This is a genomic window from Streptomyces sp. NBC_01016 (assembly GCF_026341035.1).
Taxonomy (GTDB): domain Bacteria; phylum Actinomycetota; class Actinomycetes; order Streptomycetales; family Streptomycetaceae; genus Streptomyces.
Genome location: NZ_JAPEOQ010000001.1, coordinates 724,659 through 748,704 on the forward strand (window position 1 = coordinate 724,659; position 24,046 = coordinate 748,704).

At 70.4% G+C, this 24,046-nt stretch carries 20 protein-coding genes and 1 tRNA gene; 11 read left to right on the forward strand and 10 right to left on the reverse strand.

What is annotated here, in order from left to right; all coding sequences use genetic code 11:
* Window positions 1-10 precede the first annotated feature (10 nt).
* Entirely contained in the window at window positions 11-664 is a 654-nt protein-coding gene (locus OG746_RS03425; RefSeq protein WP_266711373.1) for a YdcF family protein, read from the reverse strand.
* On the reverse strand, window positions 661-1,455 hold the full coding sequence (locus OG746_RS03430; protein ID WP_266711374.1) for a GntR family transcriptional regulator: 795 nt from the start codon (window positions 1,453-1,455) through the stop codon (window positions 661-663). Before OG746_RS03430 ends, OG746_RS03425 begins: the two co-directional genes overlap by 4 nt.
* A 428-nt stretch (window positions 1,456-1,883) precedes the next feature.
* Between OG746_RS03430 and OG746_RS03435 the strand changes: the two genes are divergently transcribed.
* The 9 genes from OG746_RS03435 to OG746_RS03475 all read left to right on the forward strand — a co-directional run bounded on the left by OG746_RS03435 (window position 1,884) and on the right by OG746_RS03475 (window position 10,362).
* Complete coding sequence (locus OG746_RS03435) at window positions 1,884-2,147, forward strand: DUF6284 family protein (protein ID WP_266711375.1); 264 nt, start codon at window positions 1,884-1,886, stop codon at window positions 2,145-2,147.
* On the forward strand, window positions 2,144-3,034 hold the full coding sequence (locus OG746_RS03440) for a DUF2637 domain-containing protein (protein ID WP_266711376.1): 891 nt from the start codon (window positions 2,144-2,146) through the stop codon (window positions 3,032-3,034). The genes OG746_RS03435 and OG746_RS03440 overlap by 4 nt, the downstream gene beginning before the upstream one ends.
* A complete protein-coding gene (locus tag OG746_RS03445) occupies window positions 3,034-3,378 on the forward strand; it encodes an RRQRL motif-containing zinc-binding protein (protein ID WP_266711377.1) in 345 nt (114 codons plus the stop codon). The genes OG746_RS03440 and OG746_RS03445 overlap by 1 nt, the downstream gene beginning before the upstream one ends.
* Window positions 3,378-3,740, forward strand: a complete 363-nt coding sequence (locus OG746_RS03450) for a DUF6251 family protein (RefSeq protein WP_266711378.1) — start codon at window positions 3,378-3,380, stop codon at window positions 3,738-3,740. The genes OG746_RS03445 and OG746_RS03450 overlap by 1 nt, the downstream gene beginning before the upstream one ends.
* A 266-nt stretch (window positions 3,741-4,006) precedes the next feature.
* A complete protein-coding gene (locus OG746_RS03455; RefSeq protein ID WP_266711379.1) occupies window positions 4,007-5,797 on the forward strand; it encodes a MarR family transcriptional regulator in 1,791 nt (596 codons plus the stop codon).
* 96 nt (window positions 5,798-5,893) lie between these two features.
* The gene (locus OG746_RS03460; protein WP_266711380.1) at window positions 5,894-6,745 is read left to right on the forward strand and encodes a bifunctional DNA primase/polymerase; all 852 of its coding nucleotides are present in this window, start codon (window positions 5,894-5,896) and stop codon (window positions 6,743-6,745) included.
* Between the two features lie 2 nt (window positions 6,746-6,747).
* Window positions 6,748-8,223, forward strand: coding sequence for an AICE element replication initiation protein (locus tag OG746_RS03465; RefSeq protein WP_266711382.1), 1,476 nt, complete (start codon window positions 6,748-6,750; stop codon window positions 8,221-8,223).
* Window positions 8,224-8,696: 473 nt separating this feature from the next.
* Window positions 8,697-8,900 carry a helix-turn-helix domain-containing protein gene (locus OG746_RS03470; RefSeq protein ID WP_266711384.1) on the forward strand — a complete coding sequence of 68 codons (204 nt, stop codon included), beginning with the start codon at window positions 8,697-8,699 and terminating at the stop codon, window positions 8,898-8,900.
* A gap of 64 nt (window positions 8,901-8,964) precedes the next feature.
* Entirely contained in the window at window positions 8,965-10,362 is a 1,398-nt protein-coding gene (locus OG746_RS03475) for a tyrosine-type recombinase/integrase (RefSeq protein WP_266711386.1), read from the forward strand.
* 50 nt (window positions 10,363-10,412) lie between these two features.
* On the opposite strand, the gene OG746_RS03480 is transcribed toward OG746_RS03475, so the two are convergent.
* From OG746_RS03480 to topA, 5 genes are all read right to left on the reverse strand, one after another.
* Window positions 10,413-10,486, reverse strand: a tRNA-Thr gene (locus tag OG746_RS03480).
* A gap of 94 nt (window positions 10,487-10,580) precedes the next feature.
* Window positions 10,581-12,158 (reverse strand): alpha/beta hydrolase, encoded by a 1,578-nt coding sequence (locus OG746_RS03485; protein WP_266711388.1) that lies wholly within the window; start codon window positions 12,156-12,158, stop codon window positions 10,581-10,583.
* A 154-nt stretch (window positions 12,159-12,312) separates the two neighbouring features.
* On the reverse strand, window positions 12,313-13,518 hold the full coding sequence (locus tag OG746_RS03490; protein WP_266711390.1) for a DNA polymerase III subunit delta': 1,206 nt from the start codon (window positions 13,516-13,518) through the stop codon (window positions 12,313-12,315).
* A 150-nt stretch (window positions 13,519-13,668) separates the two neighbouring features.
* Window positions 13,669-16,770, reverse strand: coding sequence for a dTMP kinase (gene tmk / locus OG746_RS03495; RefSeq protein WP_266711392.1), 3,102 nt, complete (start codon window positions 16,768-16,770; stop codon window positions 13,669-13,671).
* A gap of 104 nt (window positions 16,771-16,874) precedes the next feature.
* Window positions 16,875-19,706: a type I DNA topoisomerase gene (topA, locus tag OG746_RS03500; protein ID WP_266711394.1), complete on the reverse strand. Its 2,832-nt coding sequence runs from the start codon at window positions 19,704-19,706 to the stop codon at window positions 16,875-16,877.
* Between the two features lie 387 nt (window positions 19,707-20,093).
* Between topA and OG746_RS03505 the strand changes: the two genes are divergently transcribed.
* Window positions 20,094-20,717, forward strand: coding sequence for a TM2 domain-containing protein (locus OG746_RS03505; RefSeq protein WP_266711396.1), 624 nt, complete (start codon window positions 20,094-20,096; stop codon window positions 20,715-20,717).
* A gap of 3 nt (window positions 20,718-20,720) precedes the next feature.
* Window positions 20,721-21,137: a DUF2752 domain-containing protein gene (locus OG746_RS03510; RefSeq protein WP_266711398.1), complete on the forward strand. Its 417-nt coding sequence runs from the start codon at window positions 20,721-20,723 to the stop codon at window positions 21,135-21,137.
* Window positions 21,138-21,193: 56 nt separating this feature from the next.
* Here the strand turns inward: OG746_RS03510 and OG746_RS03515 are convergent, their stop codons facing one another.
* The 3 genes from OG746_RS03515 to OG746_RS03525 all read right to left on the reverse strand — a co-directional run bounded on the left by OG746_RS03515 (window position 21,194) and on the right by OG746_RS03525 (window position 23,816).
* Window positions 21,194-21,391, reverse strand: a complete 198-nt coding sequence (locus OG746_RS03515; protein WP_266711400.1) for a hypothetical protein — start codon at window positions 21,389-21,391, stop codon at window positions 21,194-21,196.
* A 119-nt stretch (window positions 21,392-21,510) separates the two neighbouring features.
* Window positions 21,511-23,073 carry a DUF7059 domain-containing protein gene (locus OG746_RS03520; protein WP_443063105.1) on the reverse strand — a complete coding sequence of 521 codons (1,563 nt, stop codon included), beginning with the start codon at window positions 23,071-23,073 and terminating at the stop codon, window positions 21,511-21,513.
* Window positions 23,074-23,234: 161 nt separating this feature from the next.
* Window positions 23,235-23,816, reverse strand: a complete 582-nt coding sequence (locus tag OG746_RS03525) for a small secreted protein (protein WP_266711404.1) — start codon at window positions 23,814-23,816, stop codon at window positions 23,235-23,237.
* Window positions 23,817-24,046: the final 230 nt, after the last annotated feature.

Below are 24,046 nucleotides of genomic sequence, written 5' to 3' on the forward strand. Positions count from 1 at the left end.
CTTGGCGTTGTCAGCGAGCGCGCACAAGTCGACTCGTGAAGCCTTCGACGCAGAGCCGCTCGTACGCCGCTATCACGTCCTCCGGCACATCGACCGCAACCATGAATCCCTCGCGTGGGTAAATCATTAGCCGCTGCTGGGCCCCGACCAGCATGTCGATTACCAGGCGTGCATCGTGAATGGAGTCGACGTACTCCGTGAAGCTCACCGGAGTTGAAGCGCTCACCACGTCCACGTCCGGCCACAGCTTGCGGACGGTGGCGCTGGCGCGGCGCTCCTCATAGGGCTTGCTGACGAGGAGCACCGACTTGACTTCCATCCCTTGGGAGTTGAGCAAGTCACGGGTGAAGATGATGTTCTGCCCGGTGTTCCGAGCGCGCGGTTCAACCAGGATCGCAGATGCGGGTACACCGAGTTCGATTGCGCGCTCCCGATAATGCTCAGCTTCTCCGCGTGGCATCTCGCTACGCGTAGTCGGACTGGTAGCCCCGGTGAAAACAATCAGCGGGGCCAATCCTTTGTGAAACAGCGCAGCAGTCGTGTCCGCTACTCCCAGATCATGGCTCCCCAGCCCAACGGCAACGTCGCATGGCTGGGGGTCTTGATGCATGAGCTGGAAGTTCCACAACCGTTGAGCATCTGCCCACGCCTGCGCCGAGATCACTGAGCACCTTCTTCCGTACGAGCCGAGTCAGGCACCTTGAAGTCGTAGGCCCACGCAAAACGCGTCGCCGCGTGCACCCCGATGGCGAACTCCACCACCGTGCCATCCACCGTGTACGTAGTGCGATGCAGCTCGACCACCCACTCCCCCGGATTGAGCTGGAGAAGTTGGACCTCGTCGGCACTCGGAGCGCGCGCGAACAGCTCTTCCTTCATGTGGTCGATCTCGTATCCGGCGTCGTAGAGCACGCGGAAGCCACCGCCCCGCCCCGCAGGGCCGGGCGTCGGGTCCACGATGCGCGTGCCCTCAACGTGCTCGGGCCGGTAGTAGCTGGTCAACGTGTGCGTCGGCTGCGTGCCTTCCTTCACGACACGCGCTCGCGCGTACACCTCGGCACCTTCCGGTAGCCCGTGAGCTTCCGCAACGAGTGCCGGCGCTTCCACCCGGCTCACAGTCTGCGTCTGCTCGTTCCTGCGGTAGCTGCGGCCAGAGGCCACGCGGTCAGCGATGAACGCGACCTCGTCGCCATCACGCCATTTGGCCTTGTCGTATCGAGCGATACCGAGCCGCTTCAACGGCGCCTGCTCACGCACGACCGTGCCGTGCCCTCGCGATGAGGCCACCAGCCCTTCGGCCTCCAGCGCCTTATAGGCCGCGTGGACCGTGGACTTCGAGCCTTCACCGGCCTCCACCAGGTCCCTGATGTGCGGAAGCTGCTGGCCAGGGGCGTATTCGCCGTTCCTGATCCGTTCGGCTAGCCGGTCTGCCAGTTCTCGCCACTTCGGTGCCACGCAGAACTCCTCTCGACGCACTCCAGTGAAACACAGTCCTAGGACTGTTGACAGTCCCAGGACTGCAGTGCATTCTCATCTCAGGCCGCTCGCAGTCCTAGGACAGCGAGTCGGAAGGGTCTTCTTTGGGCTGCTTCTGGCCGTGCCGGTCCGGGATTGCTCGCCACCACGGGGGCCCCGCGCTGGGTGTTTCTTGAGAACTGCATAGGTGGGCTCCGCCTCCCCGAGTTGAAAAGGCGGACTGCGCGACTGATTCGCGCACCCAACCCCCTCGCGGCGTTCGCCGCGCCGGTTGCCTCCGTCGCTCGTCTCGTACGAGCGGCGCCGAGGGGAGCCGGATCTACCGACTTCAACGGCGCGCGGCCCCGGTGCTGGAACACCGGGACCGCTGGTCGGGCCGTTGCTACCTGCTAGGGAGACCACGACCCATGGAACACATCGTCACCGTTCAGGACGCTGTTACCGCTTTCGCCCCGTTCATGGAGCCGACGAACGCCGAGCTGGACGCCATCGAGCGCGAGATGCCCGTCATCCGCGCAGAGGTAGACCTGCTCGACGCGCAGATCATCACCATCGACCGCACCCCGACCGAGCTGGACGAGCGGCGCATCCGCCGGGCCCGCCGACGCGTGCTCGCCGCCCACCGCGACCACCTCAACGGCATTGCCGAGCAGGCGGACGGTGCGGCATGAACCTGCACCGCAAGGGCCGTACCGCCCTCGTGCTCGCCCTCGTCATCGTGGTCGCCATGGCGTTCCGGGTCTCCTGGAACGCGCTGCGCGACATCGCCAACGCCGTGGGCGCAGACCACACCGCCGCGACCCTCTACCCGTTCGTGGTCGACGGCCTCATGGCGCTCGCCCTGGTCGCCACTCTCGTACTCGCAGGCCGGGACCGGACGTTCGCACTGCGTGTGCTCGGCACCTACACGCTCGCCTCGCTGGTCCTGAACTACGTGCACGGGCTCGTGCCCGAGCTGCACGGCCGGACGGTCGACTGGGGTCGACTCGCGGAGTGGGATCCGGCGAACTGGGCGCTCGTGCTGCTCGCCACCTCGCTTCCGGTCGGGTCGATCTACTTCGGCTCCGATCTGGTCGCGAAGGTGCTGCATCATCGTTCGACGTCGATCGCGCCTCCGATCGAGAATGCGGAGGAATCTACCCAGATCGAGATGAACCGGTCTACGGCTGACCTGCCGGAATCGACTCCAAAGCCGATCACCCCGAACGCCAAGGCGTTGCCCCGACCGGTGACAGTGGGCTTCTTGAAGTCGACCCTGCCGCTCAAGCCGCTCCCCTCGATCGAGCAGCCGGTCACGGTGCCGCTGAAGCGGCGCGCGGTGGCTGCCGAATCGAGTCGACCGCGCCGCGCGACAGGCCGCGTGCCCGACGTGGCTCGGACCCCGCGTCCGAAGCGCACGCCCGACGAGCTGCTCGATGAGGCACGGAAGGCAACGGCCGAGTGGCCGGTCGACAAGCTGACGGCCGAGGGCATCCGCCGTGAGGTGCACACTTCCCCGGCGAACGCCCGCACGCTGCGCGACACCCTGCGCGCCGAGCGCGGCTTGCAGGTTGCCTGATGGCTGCTCTGCCCACCTTCCGGTGGCGGCTGGCCCCGGACGGCTACGCGACCTATCGCCAGCTTCGTGCCCTCGGGCTGCGGCCCGGTGGTCAGGAGGTGGCTGCGCAGGTGGAACGGCCCCGCCGACGGCGGGGCCCGCTGGTCGCCTACCTGTACCGCATCGACGCCGCGAAGCCGGTCCGTCCGATGACGGCGGCGCGGTGGGCGGCCCTGGCCAAGGCCAACGCCGCCCGCCGCACCTGCCCCGAGTGCCGGCGCGATGCCGGATACGTCATCCCGCCGACGCTCGGCACGTGCTCCACCTGCGCCTTTCCCGACGACACCGGCCTGGAGGCTGCGTGATGGAAAACCTCCCCGCACAGCGGCCGTTGACGGTCGTTCAGCTCCCCGACGGAACCCACACCTACGCCGACCCCGCCTCCCTGCCCGCACAGCAGGCTGGTCCGCAGGTGGTCCACATCCACCAGGCGCCCCCGGACCGCACCGTGCAGCGCATCGCGCTCGGCTCTGGGATCGGGGCCGGGACGGTCGCGGCCGGCGTCTACTTCGGCCCGCTGCTCGTCGGCGTGCTGACCGCCATCGCCGCGAACCTCGCGATGCTCGCCTTCCTGGTGCTCATCCTCGGTTGGGGCGTCGTCACCGTGGTCCGCGCCGTCATCGACGGCGGCAAGACCACCGGCAGGAAGAGCCGCAGGGGCCGCTAGAACCCCTCCAAGCTCCAGGCGCCTCTGTGGGCGCCTGGAGCCCCTTCCGTGCGGGGTTTGACCCCCAGAAGGCTGTTCGGCCGCCCTGACCCCCGTAGCGACGCACGGTGACAGAAGTTTCCGTCCTCGCGCGCGCACGCGTAGGGGCGCGCCTCGGAAACCAGGAAACCGGAAACTCCGCAACTCCGCGTAATCACAGGTGTGGTGACGGGCCGTCGCATGGCCCGTCACCACCAACCCACACCATCCCTTGGAAGTGAGGACTCGTGAGTCACGCTCAAGTCTGGCGCACGCACCGCCAGTACGCCGCCACCGCCGCCCGCTTCACGGCTGACATGTGGCGCAAGGAAGCCGACCGCCGCGCCGCCCTGCGTGCCCAGCGCAAGCCCCTGGTCGCCGATGCCCGCGCCGCGTTGTCCCGCGCGCAGGCCGTCGACCCCGAGGGCGTCACCTCTCTGCGCCACCGCGCGGAGCGTGAGCTGAAGCGGACCAAGCGGCGCGTGCCCGACCCGATGTGGCTGTTCGCCACCAAGACCGCCGCCGCTGTGGGCGTCGCCGGATACGTCTACGTGCCGCAGGTTCCGGGCCGCGTGTGGGTGTGGCTGGCCGTGGCCGTGGTCGCGGCCGTCACCGCGCTCACGGTGTGGATCGCGCATCGCGAGCGGGATGACAGCACGCTTAAGCCCACGGCTGAGGAGATGGCGCTGCTCAAGCGGTTGCAGCCGCAGCACTGGAAGGAGCACGCCGAACAACGCGGCCTGGAGGGCACCTTCAGCGGAAAGCCCAAGCTGACCGAGGCCGGGATCGTGTGCGCGATCCGCCTGGACGGCAAGTGGACCCCGGCCAAGCTCCGCGCCGCCGAGGACCACGTGCGCGCGCTGCTCGGGGCCCGCACCGGCCTGCCCATGCAGATCAAGGCCGGGAAGCAGGGCGGTTGGGCCGAGCTGCTGTTGCGCACCCGCAGCGCGGCCGACGGCGACGACCTGAAGTGGACGCCCGAACGGCGCTCCCTCGGCGTCGACACCGTCACCGGCGAGCAGGTCGCCGTGCCGCTCGGTGAGCGGCTGCTGATCGCCGGTCGCTCCGGCGCCGGTAAGTCGGTGGCCTCCCGGCCGCTGCTGTTCGACGCATCCGAGGGCGAGACGAACGCGCTGGTCATCATCGATCTCAAGCGCGTGGAAGGCCGCCTGTGGGACCACCGGGCCCGTGTCGCCTCCACCCCGCGCGAGGTCATCGACGTGGTCGATGAGCTGGAGACGGAGATGCTGGAGCGGGTCACGGTCCTGCCCAAGGGTGAAGACACGTGGACGCCCACCGCTGAGCGGCCCCGGATCACGGTCGTCGTCGACGAGGGCGCCGAGGTCATGTCCGCCGCCACCAAGGTCCCCTACGAGACCGAGGGCGCCGACGGCAAGAGCGTCACGGTGAAGCGGTCCGCGCTGCCGGGCCTGGAGTCCATCGCCCGCATGGGTCGCGCGGCCTGCATCGACCTGTGGTGGATGACCCAGAAGCCCACCGTCGACGACGGCATCCCCAAGCAGATCGCACCGCAGATCGGCGTCTCCATCTGCCTCGCGGTCCGCACGCCGGCCGAAGCCCGCGTCGTCCTCGGAGAGGACGCACAGGCCAAGGGCTGGAACGCCGACGAACTCCCGGTTCCCGGTGTGGCTCTGCTCCGTGACGGCAAGCGCAAGCCCGACCCGGTCAAGGTCCGCTACATGGACAAGGCCGTCGTCATCGCCCTGCCCGACCGCACCCCGTGGTCCCGCACCACCGCGCCGACCACGGAAACCGCGGGCACGCCGACGCTCACGCTCGTCAAGGGCGATGCACCCGAAGAGGCCCCGGCCACGGACGGCGCCGTCGCCCGTGTCCTGAAGGCCATCGAGACCGCCGACCCCCCGGTCCGCCAGAAGGACCTCGTCGGCATCACGGGCCTGTCCAAGGGCGCCGTGTCCAAGGCCGTCAAAACCCTCACCACCAACGGCACCATCACCCGCGCCCTGGACGGCCACCTCACCATCCCGCGCGGCGACGACTCCGCCGCCGCCGCCTGAGCACTCCCACGCACGACGACGGCGGCCCCCCTTCCGCCAAGAACCGGGGCCGCCGCCTTCCACCTGCCATCAACAGACCTGTGGAGGTCTCCCAGCATGACCCAACCGACCACCATCCTGCGAGAGCACCTGCATACGGCTCTCGACCTGGCGGCAACCGGCCTGCCCGTGCTGCCGCTCCGGGCCGGGAAGGTCCCGTTCGGCAACTGCCGAGCCTGCACCGGCAACGCATGCGGCGGGCGGCCGAACATGAAGACCCCCGGTGCCTGCGTCTGCTCGCTCCCCTGCCACGCCTGGGCCGCCGCGACCACCGACCGTGACGTCATCGCCTCCGATGCCTGGAGCCGTGCGTGGCTGTGCGCGGCCGCGGTTGCCTACCACCCCGGCGGGGCCGGGCTCACCGTCGTCGACCTCGACAACGCCGACGCCATCACCTGGGCCCGCAAGCACCTGCCCGAGACCGTGACCGTGCCCACCACGCGCGGGGAACACTGGCTCTACCTCGGCACGATGCCCTCGGCCAACGGCGTGCGGCCCGGCGTCGACGTCAAGTCCCGCATGTCCTACGCCCGCTGGCTCGGCTTGGGCACCGGCGCCATGTCGCCCCTGCCCGACGCCGTGCGCGCGCTGGTGGTGAAGGCACCCGCAGCGACCGGGCCCGCGCCGCAGATCGCCGTGCCTGCCGGGGCCGGAGAGTGCCGGCACCGCACGCCCGCGTTCCTGGAGCGCGGTATCGCGATGGCCGAGCAGCGCATCACCGAGGCCCGCAGCAGCGTGCACTCCACGGTGTACGCCACGTTCCTGGCCGTGCTGTCCACGCACGGCCGGTGCGGCTGCCTCACCGAGGACCACATCGCGCGGCTGTTCACCGCCGCGCAGGCCAAGGGCGAGACGGCCCGCCACTGCACCGAAGCGTGGACCAACGCCCGTACGAAGTTGGGACTGTGAGCATGTCCGAGGACGACAAGACCCCGGCCCGCGAGGTCATCGCCGACTACGCCCAAGCCCACTTCCGCTACTTCCGCACCGCCGACGGCACCGTCTACGCGCAGAAGAACGGCCACCCCGTCGCCCGCCCCATCCGCTCCCAAGGAACCTCGGGCAGCCACCGCCAGGAACTCATGGTCGGGCTGTTCAACGACGGGCGCGGCGTCTTCAACGGCACCGCCCTCAAGGAGGCGTTGGACTTGATCGAAGCACTCGCGATGAAGCAGGAAGTCCAGCAAGTGCACATCCGCGTCGCCCCCGGATTCGACGGCGCGACCTGGCTCGACCTCGGACGCAACGACGGCAAGTCCATCCGCATCCACCCCGCCGGGTGGGAGATCCTCACGCCCGACCCGGCCGAGGTGTGCTGGCGACGCACCCAGCTCACCGGCGAACTCCCCCTGCCCGCCAAGGACACCGACGGCAAGGGCATCGATCTCCTGCTGCGGCTGTGCAACTTCGCCAACGCGGAGACCGAGGCCCTCGCCATCGCCTGGCTGATCGGCTGCCTCGGCCCGTCCGTCCCCGTGCCCGCCCCGTTCCTCACCGGCCCCCAGGGCGCGGGCAAGTCCACCGGCGGGCGCATGCTCGTACGCATCATCGAGGGCATGAGCGGCGACCTACGCCGCGCACCGAAGGACGAGGAGAACCTGACCGCCGCCGTGGCCGCCGGGTGGGTCACCGCGCTCGACAACCTCTCCTACCTCTCTCCGGACCTCTCCGACGCGATGTGCTGCATCGTCACCGGCGCCGAGACCGTCAAGCGCGCCTTGTACACCGACGGCGACGTCGTGCGGGCCCGCTACCGGCGCCCGCTGCTCATGACCGGCATCGACGTCGGCGTCATCCGGCCCGACCTTGCCGAACGACTCCTGCCGCTGCGACTGGAGCGGCCCAAGGTCCGCAGGACCGAGGCAGAGCTGTGGACGGAGTACGAGGAAGCCCTGCCGATCGTGCTCGGCTCGCTGCTCGACCTCACCGTCAAGGTCCGCGCCGCTCAGGCCGAGATCCCCACGGACCTGCGCATGGCGGACTTCGCGCACCTGTGCGCGCAGCTCGACTCGGCCACCGGGTTCGGGGCACTGTCCGCCTACCGGCGCAGCCTCGACGACCTCAACGACGACGTGATCGAGGGCGACCTGCTCGCGCAGACCGTCCTTCAGCACGCCGCCACCATCGAGCCGGGCCGCGATCAGCGGAATCCGTCGGCCGAGTGGCTGGCAACCCTCAGCGCGCTCTACAGCGGCGAGGACTGCCGTCCGATGCCCAAGGGCTGGCCGACCACCGGCAAGGTGCTCTCCGACCGCCTCAAGCGCCTCCAGCCGACGCTGGCCGCACGCGGGGTGTTCGTCGACTGGGGCCGCACCAGCTCGGCCCGCTACATCGAGATGAGCCGCCCGCCGGCGCCGCCCGAGCCCGAGCAGGGACAGGTGTTCTGACCTGCGGCGACAGAGCTGCCCCTGAACAAGCAAGAAGAGCACCCGTCGCCGCGCAGAGTGCTCTTCTTGCTGTTCGGCGGCTCGCCGCCGCCCGAAGGACGTGCCGCGAAGCGGCTCCTTCTACGCCCTTCGCTTTTCGCTCGTGAGAGCCGCGCACTACCAACAGACACCCCCTTCTCTTTGTCCGAAGGAAAGAGACCCTGCGTCACCCCCGTCACGACAGGACAGAAACGGCGCCTGACCTGCTATTTCGGGGTGACGCAGACGGCAAATCGATGCGTCATCGTGCGTCACCTGCGTCATCCCGTGGCAGGGCCCCTGTGTCACCGATGACGCGCCGCCATACCCCTGCGTCAGGCCAAAACCGCAGGTCAGGGTCCATTCGTGACGGACGTGACGCGATGACGCAGAAATCCCAACCTCGGACACACGCGCACTCGACTAGAGACATCCCGCCGAGGAGGCACCCCCGGATGAGCACCGCCATTGCTGCACCCGTCGACCGACTCCTCTACAAGCCCGAAGAGGCTGCCGAAGCCCTCGCCATCGGACGCTCCACGGTCTACGAGCTGATGGCCGAAGGCGCCCTGAAGTACATCAAGTTGGGCCGCACTCGCCGGATTCGGCGCGCTGACCTCGAAGCGTACGTAGCGAGCCTCGCCCCGCTCCCCAACTGACCCGAGCACGTCCAGAGGCGCCCCGAGCATCGCGCTCGGGGCGCCTCCCGCATGAAGGAGGCACATGAGCCCCCGCAAGGCCAACAACGAGTCGTCGATCTACTTCGGCAGCGACGGCTGGTGGCACGGTCGCGTCACGATGGGCGTGAAGAACGACGGCAGCCCGGACCGCCGTCACCGCCGCGCAAGGACCGAGACCGAGATCAAGCGCAAGGTCCGGGAGTTGGAGCGGCAGCGCGATACGGGCAGTGCCACGAAGGCAGGCCGCAAGCCCACCGTCGGCGCGTGGATGGAGTTCTACCTGACCACCATCGCGAGCCTGAAGCTCCGGCAGCGCTCGCTCGATGACTACTGGTCAAAGACCCGCAACGACATCATCCCTGGTGTCGGGAAGCACCGGATCGACAAGCTGCAACCCGAGCACCTGGAGCGGATGTACCGCGACATGCTCGATGCCGGCCACGCTCCCTCGCACGTCGTGAAGGTGCACCGCATCCTGTCGCGCGCCCTGAAAATTGCCCACCGCCGCCGCCTGATCACAGAGAACGTCGCGACGCTCGTGGACCCGCCCAGCGTCGACGAGACCGAGGCGAATCCGTTCACTCAGGAGGAGGCCAAGAGGTTCCTTGAGGCCGCCGCCAAGCGGCCCACGTTCATGCGGTGGATCGTCGGCGTCGGCATGGGCTTTCGGCAGGGCGAGACGCTCGGGCTGCGGTGGTCGTACGTCGACCTGAAGGCAGAGCTGTTCCACCCCCAGTGGCAGCTACAGCGCCTCACGTGGAAGCACGGATGCGGCGATCCACATGCCTGTGGAGCGCGCCTGCACCGCTTCCACCCCTGCCCGAAGGACTGCACCCGGCACGAGAAGTACAAGCGCGGTTGCCCGAAGCCCTGCCCCAAGACCTGCACGAAGCACGCGAGTGCCTGCCCCGAGCGCAAGGGCGGCGGTCTCGCCTTCACGCGGCCGAAGACCAAGAAGAGCCAGAACCCCGTCCCGATCCCGCCCGTGTTCATCCCGTTCCTGTCCGACCACAAGGCCCAACAGGAGGTGATGCGCGCCGAAGCCGGGGAGCTGTGGGAGGAACACGACGTCGTGTTCTCGCGCGAGGACGGGCGCCCACTCGACCCCCGACAGGACTACGAGGAGTTCAAGGAGCTGCTCAAGGAAGCCGGGATCGACGACCGCCGCCTCTACGACGGGAGCCGCCACACGGCCGGCACGATCCTGAACGAGCTGGGCGTCGACATGACCACCATCATGGAGATCCTTCGGCACACCCAGATCAGCCAGACCCGCCGCTATGTGAAGGGCAGATCACACCTGTCGAAGGACGCGATGCGGCGCATGGGCGAGTTCTTCTCACCCGCTCCCCCGGCCCCGGATTCCGGCCCCACTGAGACCAGAACTGAGACCGAGGACCGTCGCGCGGCCCGTGCGCGCCGTCGTCGCCGCATCCGCTAGAACGACAAAACCCCAGGTCGGAAGGTGTTCCGACCTGGGGTTTCAGTCTGAGCCGCCTTCGGGATTCGAACCCGAGACCTACGCATTACGAGTGCGTTGCTCTGGCCATCTGAGCTAAGGCGGCGCCGCCGCGCGCACCGGAGTGCGTCAGCAACGTCGCCAATCCTACACGCTCCGCAGGGGTGCTCCGCACAGCCTTTATGGCCAGGGGACACGCACTACGAGCAGCGCTTTCCGTCGGTCGGCGGGGTGCCGGTCAGCAGGTAGTCGTCGATCGCTCCGTCCACGCAGTCGCTGCCGCGGCCGTACGCCGTGTGGCCGTCGCCGTCGTACGTGAGGAGGTGGCCGGAGGAGAGCTGGGCGGCGAGGGACTTCGCCCAGCGGTAGGGGGTCGCCGGGTCGCGGGTGGTGCCGGCCACGACGATGGGGGCGGCGCCTTCGGCGGTGATGCGGTGGGCTTCACCCGTCGCCTTCACCGGCCAGTAGCCGCAGTTCAGGGAGGCCCACGCGAGGCCCTTGCCGAAGACCGGGGAGGCCTTCTCGAAGTCGGGGAGCGCCTTCTCGACCTCCGCGGGCGAGGTGAAGGACGGGGGCTGGTCCAGGCAGTTCACCGCGGCGTTGGCGAACATCATGTTCGAGTACGTGCCGTCGGGGTCGCGCTCGTAGTAGCTGTCGGAGAGGGCGAGCAGGCCCGCGCCGTCCTTGTGCTTCATGGCCGCGGTGAGAGCCTCGCGCAGCTGCGGCCAGGCCCCCTCGTCGTACATCGCGGCGATCACGCCGGTCGTGGCGAGGGCCTCGCCGAGCTTGCGGCCGCTCTGGTCCCCGGTGCCGATCGGCGAGCGGTCGAGGGTGGCGAAGAAGCCCTTGAGGCGCTTGCCCGACTGGTCGGGGGTGCCGGTGCCGAGGGGGCAGCCGGACCGCTTCGCGCAGTCCTTCGCGAAGGACTTGAACGCCGTCTCGAAGCCGGCGGTCTGCTGTGCGTTCATCTCACGCGCGGGCAGGGAGGGGTCCATCGCGCCGTCGAGGACGAGTCGGCCGACCCGCTCCGGGTACAGGCCCGCGTACGTCGCCCCCAGGAACGTCCCGTACGAGGCGCCTACGTAGTTGAGCTTCCCGTCGTCGAGCGCCGCGCGTACGAGGTCCATGTCGCGGGCCGCCTCGACCGTGGAGACGTGCGGCAGAACCCGGCCGGACGTGCGGTTCGACGCCTCGCAGCCGGCGCCGAAGCTCTTGTAGGCGGCGGTCAGGCGGGCCCGCTCCGCCTTGTCGTCCGGGGTGACGTCGGTCTGCGTGTACGCGTCCATCCGCTTGCCGTCGAGGCACTTGACGGGCTCGCTGCGGGCGACGCCGCGCGGGTCGACGGCGACCATGTCGTAGCGGGCGCGGACCTTCTCCGGGTAGCCGATGCCCGCGTACGACTGGAGGTAGCCGATCGCCGAGCCGCCGGGGCCACCCGGGTTGACCAGGAGCGAACCGAGGCGCTTGCCGGGGCCCGTGGCCTTCTTCCGGGAGACCGCGAGGTCGATGTCTCCGGCGGACGGCTTGTCGTAGTCGAGCGGCGCCTTGAGGGTGGCGCACTCGAATCCGGGCACGCCGCACTCGTGCCACTTCGGGGCCTGGTCGTAATACGGGGCCAGATCGGCCGGCGTGGCACGGGGCAGCGCGGCCAGCGAGGAACCCGGAGCACCCGAACTGCCCGAGGCACAGGCGGAGATGGCGGCGAGGGCCACCCCGGCAGCGGCGGCGAGGACGGCGGGTCGGCGGCGTGAGGTGAGGGGGAGGCGCCAGGAGTACATCGGCCGAGCGTAACGCTCCGCGCGCGACTGTTCACCTTGCGTACACGAAATCAAACCTCAGCGGCGAGTGGGCACCATCAAGCCCCGCTCTTGGACGAGAGCCCGCGGGGTCCAGGGCGGAGCCCCGTGGCCTGAGGACGGTCGGCCGCAACGGTCAACCCGCACGCAGGGCAACCGTCATCGCCTCCACCGCCAGAAGCGGCGCCACATTCCCGTCCAACGCCACCCGGCACGCCCCGATCGCCTCGATCCGCCGCAGCGTCGACTCCGGCGACGTACTGCGGGCGATCCGCTCCAACGTGTCCTGGATCTCGACGCTGGCCAGGTCCACGCGCGAGCCGAGCTGCATCGCGAGCACGTCCCGGTAGACCACCGTCAGCTCGGTGAGCGCCAGGTCGAGGCTGTCGCGCTGCGAGCGCGTGCGGCGCCGCTTCTGCATGTCCTCGAGGTCCTTCATGACGCCGGCCGTGCCGCGCGGCATCCGGCCGCCGCTCTGCGCGCCCATCGCCGCCTTCAGCTCTTCGGTCTCCTTGGTGTCGACCTCTTCGGCGAGCTGCTTGGAGTCCTCGGCTGCCGCGTCCACCAGCTCCTGCGCCGCCTTGAGGCAGCCGCCGATCTCCTCGACGCGCAGCGGCACCTTCAGGACGGCGGCCCTGCGCTCCCGCGCGCGCGGGTCCGTGGCCAGGCGGCGGGCCCGGTCGATGTGGCCCTGCGTGGCGCGGGAGACGGCGGCCGCGACGTCCGGCTCGATACCGTCCCGCCGGACGAGCATGTCGGCGACGGCGGAGACGGCGGGCGTGCCCAGGGTGAGCAGGCGGCAGCGGGAGCGGATCGTCGGCAGTACGTCCTCCACCGAAGGCGCGCACAGCAGCCACACCGTGCGCGGAGCCGGCTCCTCCACCGCCTTCAGGACCGCGTTCGCCGACTTCTCGTTGAGCCGCTCGGCGTCCTCCACGAGGATCACCTGCCAGCGGCCGACCGCCGGTGACGTGTACGACTTGCGGACCGTGTCACGCATGTCGTCGACGCGGATCTGGGTGCCGACCGCGGCCACCGTCGACACGTCCGCGTGCGTACCGAGCAGCGCGGTGTGGCAGCCGTCGCAGAATCCGCAGCCGGGGGCTCCGCCGAGGGCGCGGTCCGGGCTGACGCACTGGAGGGCCGCGGCGAACGCGCGGGCCGCGGTCTCCCGGCCGGCTCCCGGCGGACCGGTGAACAGCCAGGCGTGCGTCATCTTCGACGCAGCCGGCGGCGGGGTTTGCGCGGTGGCCGCCGTCACCAGGGCGTCCGCGTCCCGCGCGGCCGCGGCCAGCTCCGCGATCACCCGCTCCTGACCGACCAGGTCGTCCCATACGGCCATGCGGCCACCGTCCCTTGCTACTGCCGAGCCCCAGCGAAACCCATTGTGCCGGTCCCCACTGACATCGCCCGAACCGTGGCCGAACTCCCGGGGTTCCGCCCCGGACCCCCGCTTCTCAAACGCCGGAGGGGCTTGAGAAACAGACCCCGCCTACCGGCGACGCCCCCGGTCGTCCTCGTCCTCACGACCACCGAGCAGCTCGTCCGCCAGCGACGGCAGGTCGTCCAGCGGCGTCTCCTCCGCCCAGTCGGGCCGAGGCCGCCGCGGCTTGCCGTTCTCGTCGACCTGCGGCAGCTCCGCCGTCCGCTCGTTGGGACCGTCCGGGCCGGAACGGGCGGGCCGCTCGTCGCGGAAGTAACCGCTCGGCACCCGGTCCGCAGGCTCGGACACCTGCGGAAGGACCGCCGTCTCGTCCGCCGCACCGGGCGCGGGCGGCTGCGGAAGCTGCGTCGTCTCCTCGGCGTCCTCCGCGTCCCGCACCTGCGGCAGCACCGTGGTCTCATCGGCGTCCGAGGGCTCGGGGGCCTTGGTGAAGTCGACGATCGGCGTCGGCACGGTCGTCTCGTTGTCCGGGACCGGCTCGTCCCGCACCCGGTCGTCCGGCGCCTCGCTCGGCAGCTCGGCCTTACGGAGGTTCGCGGTCGGCGCGCTCGCACTGCGCTGCGCCTGCTCCGCGGCCTGCGCCGCGAGCCGCCGAGCCTCCTCCGCGCGCAGCAGCGCCTCTTCGGCCTTGCGCTGCTTCTCCAGGCGCCGCTCCTCGGCCTCGGCCCGGAGCCGCGCCTCGTCCTCGGCCTGCTTACGAAGCCGCTCCTGCTCGGCGGCGCGTGCCTCTGCCTCTGCCTTCAGGCGGGCCCGCTCCTCCTCGGCCTTGCGACGCTCCTCCTCTGCTCGCTGCCGGGCCTCCTCGGCCTGCCGCTCGGCCTCCAGGCGCTGCGCCTCCTCCAGCTCGCGGCGCTTGCGCTCTTCTTCCTCGGCGCGCAGCTTGGCGAGCTGCTCCTGGCGCTCGCGCTCCAGGCGCTCCTCCTCCGCCTTGCGGGCGGCCTCTTCCTCGGCCTTGCGGCGCGCCTCTTCCTCGGCGGCCTTGCGGGCCTCCTCCTGCGCCTTGATCTCGGCCTCGGAGAGCGGGAGGAGTACGTCGAGCCGGTGCCGGATGACGGTCGTGACGGACTCCGGCTCCTGGCCGGCGTCGACCACCAGGTAGCGACCGGGGTCGCCCGCCGCCAGCGTCAGGAAACCGGAGCGCACGCGCGTGTGGAACTCCATCGGCTCCGACTCGAGCCGGTCGGGCGCCTCGGTGAACCGCTCGCGCGCGGCCTCCGGGTCGACGTCGAGCAGCACGGTCAGGTTCGGTACGAGACCGCTGGTGGCCCAGCGGTTGATGCGGGCAACCTCGGTCGGCGACAGGTCACGCCCTGCGCCCTGGTAGGCGACGGACGAGTCGATGTACCGGTCGGAGATGACGACGGCGCCGCGCTCCAGGGCGGGCCGGACGACCGTGTCGACGTGCTCCGCGCGGTCGGCGGCGTACAGCAGGGCCTCCGCGCGGTGCGAAAGACCGGCCGACGAGACGTCGAGCAGGATGGACCGGAGCCGCTTGCCGACCGGCGTGGCGCCCGGCTCGCGCGTGAGGACGACCTCGTGGCCCTTGCCGCGGATCCACTCCGCGAGCGCCTCGGCCTGCGTCGACTTCCCGGCGCCGTCCCCGCCCTCCAGGGCGATGAAGAAGCCGGTCGTGGCCGGGGCCTGCACCGGGTCGTTCCCGCCGAGCAGCGCGTCGCGCAGGTCGTGCCGGAGCGGCACTCCGCTGCGGTCGTCGGCCTTGGCGAGCACGAGCGCGGCGACGGGCAGCAGCAGCGCGCCCACGAGCATCAGCGTGAACGCGGCGCCCCCGTGCGCGAAGACGAACTTTCCGCTCTCCAGGTGGTGCGGCCCGATCAGCGCGGCCAGCACGGGCGCGAGCAGCGCGCCGAGCGCGACGGACACGCGTACGACGGCCTGGAGGTGCTCGGTGGTGCGCGCCCGCCGGGACTCCTCGGTCTCCTGGTCGAGCAGCGCGTGTCCGGTGTTCGCCGCGATGCCCGCGGTGACCCCGGCGATCGTCACGAGGAGGATCACGCTCGTCACATCGGGCACCAGGCCCGCCGCGAGCAGCGCGATACCCGTGAGCGCGATGGCGAGGGCGAAGAGGCGGCGCCGCGAGAGCGCCGGCAGCACCTTGGGCGCCGTGCGGATACCGATGACGGTGCCGCCGGTCAGGCCGAGCACGAACAGGCCGAACGTGACCGGGCCACCGCCCAGGTCCTTGGCGTGCAGCACGGAGACGGCGACGGCCGCCGCGATCGCCCCGGCGACGCAGGAGCAGGCGAGCACGAGCAGCCGGATCGCGCCGGTGCGGCCCTTGTCCACGCCCGTGCCGGAGCTGGGCCTGCGCAGACCCTCCAGCGGCGACCGCGCGCGCGGGGTCTGCGTGGCGGGCAGCTCCAGGAAGAACACGACCGACAGGGAGGCGGCGAACAGACCCGCCCCTACGTAGGACGACAGCGCCACCTGGTGCACGGCGAACCAGTCCACGCCCGCACCGATCAGGTTCTGCACCAGCGTCACGACGACGAGGCCGGCCGCGCCCAGCGGCACGGCAACGAATCCGGTGCGCAGCGAGAGCCGCCGCAGCGCGTCCGTGTGGTCGGGCAACGGCCGTACGGACGCGCCCTCCAGCGGCGGCGGGGGCAGCAGCGCGGGTGCCGCGCTCGTCTTGGCGACGGTCCAGAACCGCTCGGCGACCCCGGCGACGAACGCCGTCACGAGGAGCATCGCCAGCGCATTGTCCGGCACCCAGTCGATCCACAGGGGGGCGACGATGAGCAGCGCGGCCCGCAGTCCGTCGGCGCCGACCATGGTCCAGCGCCGGTCGAGCGGCCCGCCGGGCGTCGTCAGCGCGGTCAGCGGTCCCAGCAGGACGGCACCGAACAGCAGCGTCGACAGGATCCGGGCCCCGAACACGGCGGCGACGGCGAGGGCGACGCCCCGGTATCCACCGCCGAAGGACTCCTCGGGGATGGCCGTCTGCACCGCCAGCACCACGAGGACGAGTAGCCCGATCACGTCGCCGACTCCGCCGACGAGTTGCGCCGACCACAGTCGCTTCAACTGAGGTACGCGCAACAAGGCGCGCACCGCACGCTCTCGGGAGTCCGCGACCAGGGCGTCGTCCGGGGCCGTGTTGGGGTCCGTTGGCTGCTCGGCACGGGTCATTCGTCCAGCCTATAGGGCCCCGCCGACACACCGAAGGTGTGTTCCCGCTGTGAACGCCTCCCCGCCTGTTTCACGGGGAGGCACTCGTTCCGCTGAGCGGTCGACTACTCCGCCGAAGCCGTCTTCTTGGCAGCGGTCTTCTTCGCGGTCGTCGTCTTCTTGGCCGCGGTCTTCTTCGCCGTGGTCGTCTTGGCGGCCGTCTTCTTCGCCGCCGTCTTCTTCGCGGCGGTCTTCTTGGCGGGCGCCTTCTTGGCAGCCGTCTTCTTCTTGGCGGGGCCCTTCGCCCGCTTCTCGGCGAGCAGTTCGAACCCGCGCTCCGCCGTGATCTCTTCCACAGAGTCCGCCGAGCGCAGCGTCGCGTTGGTCTCGCCATCGGTGACGTACGGGCCGAAGCGGCCGTCCTTCACCACGACGGGCTTCTCGCTGACCGGGTCGGTGCCGAGCTCCTTCAGCGGCGGCTTGGCGGCCGCGCGACCGCGCTGCTTCGGCTTGGAGTAGATCTCCAGGGCCTCTTCCAGCGTGATGTTGAAGAGCTGCTCCTCGGTCTCCAGGGAGCGCGAGTCCGTGCCCTTCTTCAGGTACGGGCCGTACCGGCCGTTCTGCGCGGTGATGTCGACGCCCTCGGCGTCCTGGCCGACGACGCGCGGCAGCGACATCAGCTTCAGGGCGTCGGCCAGCGTCACCGTGTCGAGCGCCATGGACTTGAAGAGCGAGGCGGTCCGTGGCTTCACCGCGTTCTTGCCCGTCTTCGGGGTGCCCTCGGGGAGCACCTCGGTGACGTACGGGCCGTAGCGGCCGTCCTTGGCGATGATCTGGCGCCCGGTCTCCGGGTCGGCGCCCAGCTCGAAGTCGCCGCTCGGCTTGGCGAGCAGCTCCTCGGCGTACTCCACCGACAGCTCGTCGGGCGCGAGGTCCTCGGGGACGTCGGCGCGCTGGTGGTTCTCTGCGTCGCGCTCGCCGCGCTCGATGTACGGGCCGTAGCGGCCGACGCGCAGCATGATGTCGTTGCCCACGGGGAACGACGAGACCTCGCGGGCGTCGATCGCGCCCAGGTCGGTCACGAGCTCCTTGAGGCCGCCGAGGTGGTCCCCGTCGCCGTTCCCGGCGTCCGCGGCGCCGCCCTGGCCGTCCGAGCCCTCACCGAAGTAGAAGCGCCGCAGCCACGGCACGGCCTGCGCCTCGCCACGCGCGATGCGGTCGAGGTCGTCCTCCATGGAGGCGGTGAAGCTGTAGTCGACCAGCCGGCCGAAGTGCTTCTCCAGCAGGTTGACGACGGCGAACGACAAGAAGGAGGGCACGAGAGCCGTCCCCTTCTTGAAGACGTAACCGCGATCCAGGATGGTCCCGATGATGGACGCATACGTAGACGGGCGGCCGATCTCGCGCTCTTCGAGCTCCTTGACGAGCGAGGCCTCGGTGTAGCGCGCGGGCGGCTTGGTGGCGTGGCCGTCGACCGAGATCTCCTCGGCGGACAGGCCGTCGCCCTCGGCGACCTGCGGAAGGCGGCGCTCACGGTCGTCGAGCTCCGCGTTCGGGTCGTCGGCGCCCTCTACGTAGGCCTTCAGGAAGCCGTGGAAGGTGATCGTCTTGCCGGAGGCGCTGAACTCGGCGTCGCGGCCGTCGGCGGACGTGCCACCGATCTTCACCGTGACGCTGTTGCCGACCGCGTCCTTCATCTGGGAGGCGACGGTGCGCTTCCAGATCAGCTCGTACAGCTTGAACTGGTCGCCGGTCAGGCCGGTCTCGGCGGGCGTGCGGAAGCGGTCGCCGGAGGGGCGGATCGCCTCGTGCGCCTCCTGCGCGTTCTTGACCTTGCCGGCGTACGTACGCGGCTTGTCCGGCAGGTAGTCGCTGCCGTACAGCTGCGTGACCTGCGAACGGGCGGCCGTGACGGCCGTGTCCGACAAGGTCGTGGAGTCCGTACGCATGTAGGTGATGAAGCCGTTCTCGTACAGCTTCTGGGCGACCTGCATGGTCGCCTTCGCGCCGAAGCCCAGCTTGCGCGAGGCCTCCTGCTGCAGCGTCGTCGTACGGAACGGGGCGTACGGCGAGCGGCGGTACGGCTTGGACTCGACGGAGCGTACGGAGAACTGCGTGTCCTCCAGGGCGGCGGCGAGCGCACGGGCGTTCGTCTCGTCCAGGTGCAGCGTGTTCGCCGAACCGGCCTTCAGCCGGCCCAGCGAGTCGAAGTCACGGCCCTGTGCGATGCGCTTTCCGTCGACCGCGCTGAGGCGGGCGACCAGCGACGACGGGTCGGAGGAGTCACCGGCGCGGCCCGTCGCGAACGTGCCCGTCAGGTCCCAGTACTCGGCCGAGCGGAAGGCGATGCGGTCGCGCTCACGCTCGACGACGAGGCGGGTGGCGACGGACTGGACGCGGCCCGCCGAAAGGCGCGGCATGACCTTCTTCCACAGGACCGGCGATACCTCGTAGCCGTAGAGGCGGTCGAGGATGCGGCGGGTCTCCTGGGCGTCGACCAGCTTCTTGTTCAGCTCACGCGGGTTCGCGACGGCGGCCCGGATCGCGTCCTTGGTGATCTCGTGGAAGACCATCCGGTGGACCGGGATCTTCGGCTTGAGAACTTCCTGGAGGTGCCACGCGATGGCTTCGCCCTCGCGGTCCTCATCGGTTGCGAGGAAGAGCTCGTCGGACTCCTTCATGAGGTCCTTGAGCTTCTTGACCTGCGCCTTCTTGTCGCTGTTCACGACATAGATGGGCTGGAAGTCGTGCTCGACGTCCACGCCGAGCCGGCGCACCTCGCCCGTGTACTTGTCCGGGACTTCGGCCGCGCCGTTGGGGAGGTCGCGGATGTGCCCGACGCTCGCTTCGACGACGTATCCGGGGCCGAGATAGCCCTTGATCGTCTTCGCCTTGGCGGGCGACTCGACGATGACGAGTCGGCGGCCGCCCTGTGCGGTCTCGCTGGTCGGGGACAACTTCGCTCTTCTCTCCGGTCGGCGGTTCGGGGCCTCTTCGATGGCTTTCTCCCGCGGGATCGTGCCGTTTCAGCGGCACTGCTGCGGAGTGTGACGGTACCTCCCGCCGGTGTGTCAAACGGGAAAAGCACGCAGCAGCCACTCGGAACGGTAACCCGACTCCTCGTGATCCTGCCCCCGGACCGCTGAGCGGACGCCTGGGCGCCGGGTCGTTGTGCCCGCGTCCCGTGTGCCGGGTTCCTGTGGCAAACGTCCCCATTGAGTAGCGGTCCCGTGCCCTAGGACTCCTCTGTTTATCCCTTCCTGACAAGATGGCGCATGGCTGGGGGAGCCCGCGGGGAGCCTCCGGCTCGTCCCCAAGGCATCACTATCCAGGAGCTTCCCGACATGTCCGAGAACAATCCGTACGGCCAGCCCCCCAAGGACCAGTCGGGCGGGAACCCGTACAACCAGCCCCCGGCGGACCAGCCGGGCCAGCAGGGCGGCCCGTACGGCTACCCGCAGCAGGGCTCGCAGCCCGGCTACGGCACGCCGCCTCCCGGTCAGCCCGGTCAGCCCGCCCCGCCCCAGGGCCAGCCCGGCTACGGCACGCCCCCTCCCGGCCAGCCGCAGGGCCAGCCCGGTCAGCCCAGCTACGGCTACCCCTACCCCGGCTCCGCCCCGGCCGGTCCCGGCGCGTACCCGCCCCCGCCCGGCCCCGGCATGGGCGCCCCGAACATGGGCCCCGGCATGGGCATGCCCTACGACCCGGCCGCGCCCTACGGCTACGACCCGTACGGCCGTCCGTACTCGGACAAGACGAAGCTCGCCGCGGGTCTCCTCGGCATCTTCCTCGGCTCGTTCGGCGCCGGCCGCTTCTACACCGGGCACACCGGGATGGCCGTCACGATGCTCATCGTGTCCGTGGTGACCTGCGGACTCGGCGGCGTCTGGGGCCTGATCGACGGCATCATGATGCTCGCCGGCAACAACGCCACCGACTCCCAGGGCCGCCTGCTGCGGGACTCCTGACCCGTGCCCCGCGCCGCGTCCCCCACGGCCCGCCTCAGGAGCGCGTTCGGCGCCCCTGCGGCGGCCCCGCTCGGGGTGCTCGCGGCGGGGGCCGGAGCCGCGCTGTACCTGTACGGCACGGACCCGCACGAGCCGGGCCACGTCCTGCCGGGCTGCCCCTTCCGCATCGCCACGGGGCTGCTCTGCCCGGCGTGCGGCGGAACGCGGATGGTCTACGACCTGATGCACGGTCAGTACGCCATGGCCTGGCACGACAACGGCGCGCTGCTGCTCGCCGCCCCCTTCGGCCTTGCCCTGCTGGGGCGTTGGGCCTACGAGGGGCTGCGCGGCCGCCGCTGGTCGCCGCCGATCGGGGGTCGCGGCGCGGCCGCGATCCTGGTCGGGGCGCTGATCTGGGCGGTGCTGCGCAACGTGTTCTGAGTGGCTTCGGGGCAGCGTCCGAGCCGCTTCCGAACGGCGCCCGGCCGGGGCCGGGCCTAGATCTGGCCGAAGCACCACACGGCGAGCGCCAGGGCCCCCGCCCCGGCCGCCGCCGCGATCACCACCGACGTCACGGGGCGCGCTCCGTACGCCACCGGCTCGCGGTGCGCCGTGCGCGCCCCGGTCCACGCCAACAGGCCCGCCCCGAACAATCCGAACACCGTGCCTGCGAACACCGCGGGAACACTCTCCATCGCCTTGCCTCCCCCAACCTACGGACCGATTCCGGTACTCAGGCGGGCGACGCTGACACGGGTAGCCGAACCCGGGATGAACTCCCGGGCGCCACAAGGCGAAGAGCGGCCGACCGGTCTCAGTCGACGGGCGTGAACGGCTCCAGGAACCCCTGCTCGACCAGCGTCCGGATCTGCGCGGGCGTGCGGTCGCGCAGCGACACCGGGTCCTCGCCCATGAGTTGGGCGATGGCGTCCAGGATCGTCCCGGCGCTCAGCGACCCGTCGCAGACGCCCGCGAACCCGGCGCCGACCGTGTCCACCTTGGTCGCGCGGCGCATCCCGCGCCCCTGCCGCAGCACGACGTGCTCCGGGTCCTCGGCGCCCGGCAGACCGACCTGCTCCTGCACGACCTCCCCGGCCAGCTTGAAGTGCGCGCCGAGCAGCGCCGCGTCGTCGTGCGCCCGCAGCCAGTCGACCCGCTCGAAGTGCGCGCGCACGGTGTCGCCGAGCGGCTGCTCGACGGGGTGCGGCCACTCCTCGACGACGATCGAGGGCTCTTCGGCAGCGGTCTTCCTGAGCGTGATCCAGCCGAAGCCGACGGCCCGCACCTTGCGCGCCTCGAACTCGTCGAGCCAGGCGTCGTAGCGCGCCGCGTACTCGGCGGGGTCGCCGCGGTGGTCACCGGCGTCGCGCAGCCACAACTCGGCGTACTGCGCGACGTCCTGCACCTCGCGCTGCACGATCCAGGCGTCACAGCCGCGCGGCACCCAGGAGCGCAGCCGCTCGGCCCACTCCTCGCCCTCCACGTGCTGCCAGTTGGCGAGGAACTGCGCGTACCCCCCGTCGTTCAGGTGCTCCCCCGCCCCTTGAACGACCGAGCGGCACAGATCGTCCCCGCTCATGCCGCCGTCCCGGTACGTGAGGCGAGACCCTGCGGGAAGGAGGGGCGAGATCACGAACGGCGGGTTGGAGACGACCAGGTCGTACGTGGCGTCGCCCACGGGCTCGTACAGCGACCCCTCCCGCAGCTCGGCTTCCTGCACGCCCGACAGCGCGAGGGTCAGCGCCGTCATGTGCAGCGCGCGCGGGTTGAGGTCGGTCGCGGTGACCCGCGTGGCGTGGCGCGCCGCGTGCAGCGCCTGGATCCCGGATCCGGTGCCGAGGTCGAGGGCCGAGCCGACGGGCGTACGCACGGTGATCCCGGCGAGCGTGGTGGACGCCCCGCCGACCCCGAGCACGACGCCTTCCTCGCTGCTGCCGATGCCTCCGGCGCCCCCGACCGCGCACCCGAGGTCGGACACGATGAACCAGTCCTCGCCCTCGGGGCCGCCGTACGGGCGTACGTCGACGCTCGCCGCGACCGCGTCGCCCCCGACGGTCCGCAGCCACCCGCTCTCCAGGCACGCGTCGAGCGGCAGCACCTCGGCCACGCGCTCGCGCGGCGCGGGCTGCTGCAGCAGGAAGAGCCGAACGAGCGTCTCCAGGGGCCGCTCGCCCCGGGTGGCCCGCAGGGCGGGCACGGTCTCGCTGCGCGCGAGCGCCGCGTAGGCGGACGCCCCGAGCAGCTCGAGCAGCCCATCGGCAGTGAACTCGGCAGAAACCAGCGCGTCACGCAGGGACCCGGCGACGTCATTTCGATCAACAGAGGGCAGCGATACAAAGTCGGAAGAACTCACACCCCCATTGTGACGCCGATCCATCCCGCACCGCTGTGGACAGCCGCCCCGCCCCGCTGTGGGCAGGCGTTCCGCACGGCGGAACGGGTGGGCACAGCCCCCGTCGCAGCGTCACGCAAACACGACAGCGCCCCCGGTGCAGCGCAGAGAGCGCAACCCCGGGGGCGCGGAAGAAAACGTGAGGCCTAGGACCCCGAAGGCGTAGCGGAAGCGCTCTTGCAGCTCTCCTGCTTCGCCATCGCCTTGCCCACGTCCCCCTCCTCGAGGTTCTTGAGCGCATCGCTGCCGTCCTGGCTCAGCGTGTCGAGCTGGCCGGCGATGTCCTTGAGCCCGTCGGCGAACTTCGCCTGGTCGTCGGTGTCGAGCTTGTCGACCTTCTTCTTCAGGTCGGCGTACGACGTCGAGATCTTGTCCAGTTCCTTGACGGCGTTCTGCTGCTTCTTGTCACCGCCGTCGACCGGCGGAGCCCCGGCCTTGTCGACCGCGTCACCGATCGCCTTGTACGCGTCGGACATGTCCTGGAACGCCTGCGAGTCGGTCTTCTGGACCTGCTCGGGTTCGCTGTTGTCCGAGGTCTCCTTCTGGATCGCGGTGTTCGCGGCCTCGATCTTCTTGGCCTGCGGCTGGACCTTGTCGCAGACCTGCTTGGCCCAGGAGTCCAGCTTCTCGTTGCTGTCGTCGCTGCAGCCCGACAACGCCAGTACCAGTACCGCACCGCCGGACAGTGCGGCAGCAAGCTTCTTGTTCACCGGATTGGTCCCTTCCATGGCTCTCGGCCCCGGAACTTACACGCCACGCACACGACAATCGCACGCCGGGCGTCCTATACGACCACTTTATTGACCTTTAGCAGCCATTTGCACCAAGAGAGATAAGGCTCACTGAAACCGGAAGGGCCTGCCTCGCAGACGTAAGGAAACTACGCCAGAACACACCGATGGGCGGACAGCCCGTCAAAAGACGCTGTCCGCCCACCTGTTGTCGCACTGTCGCCGTA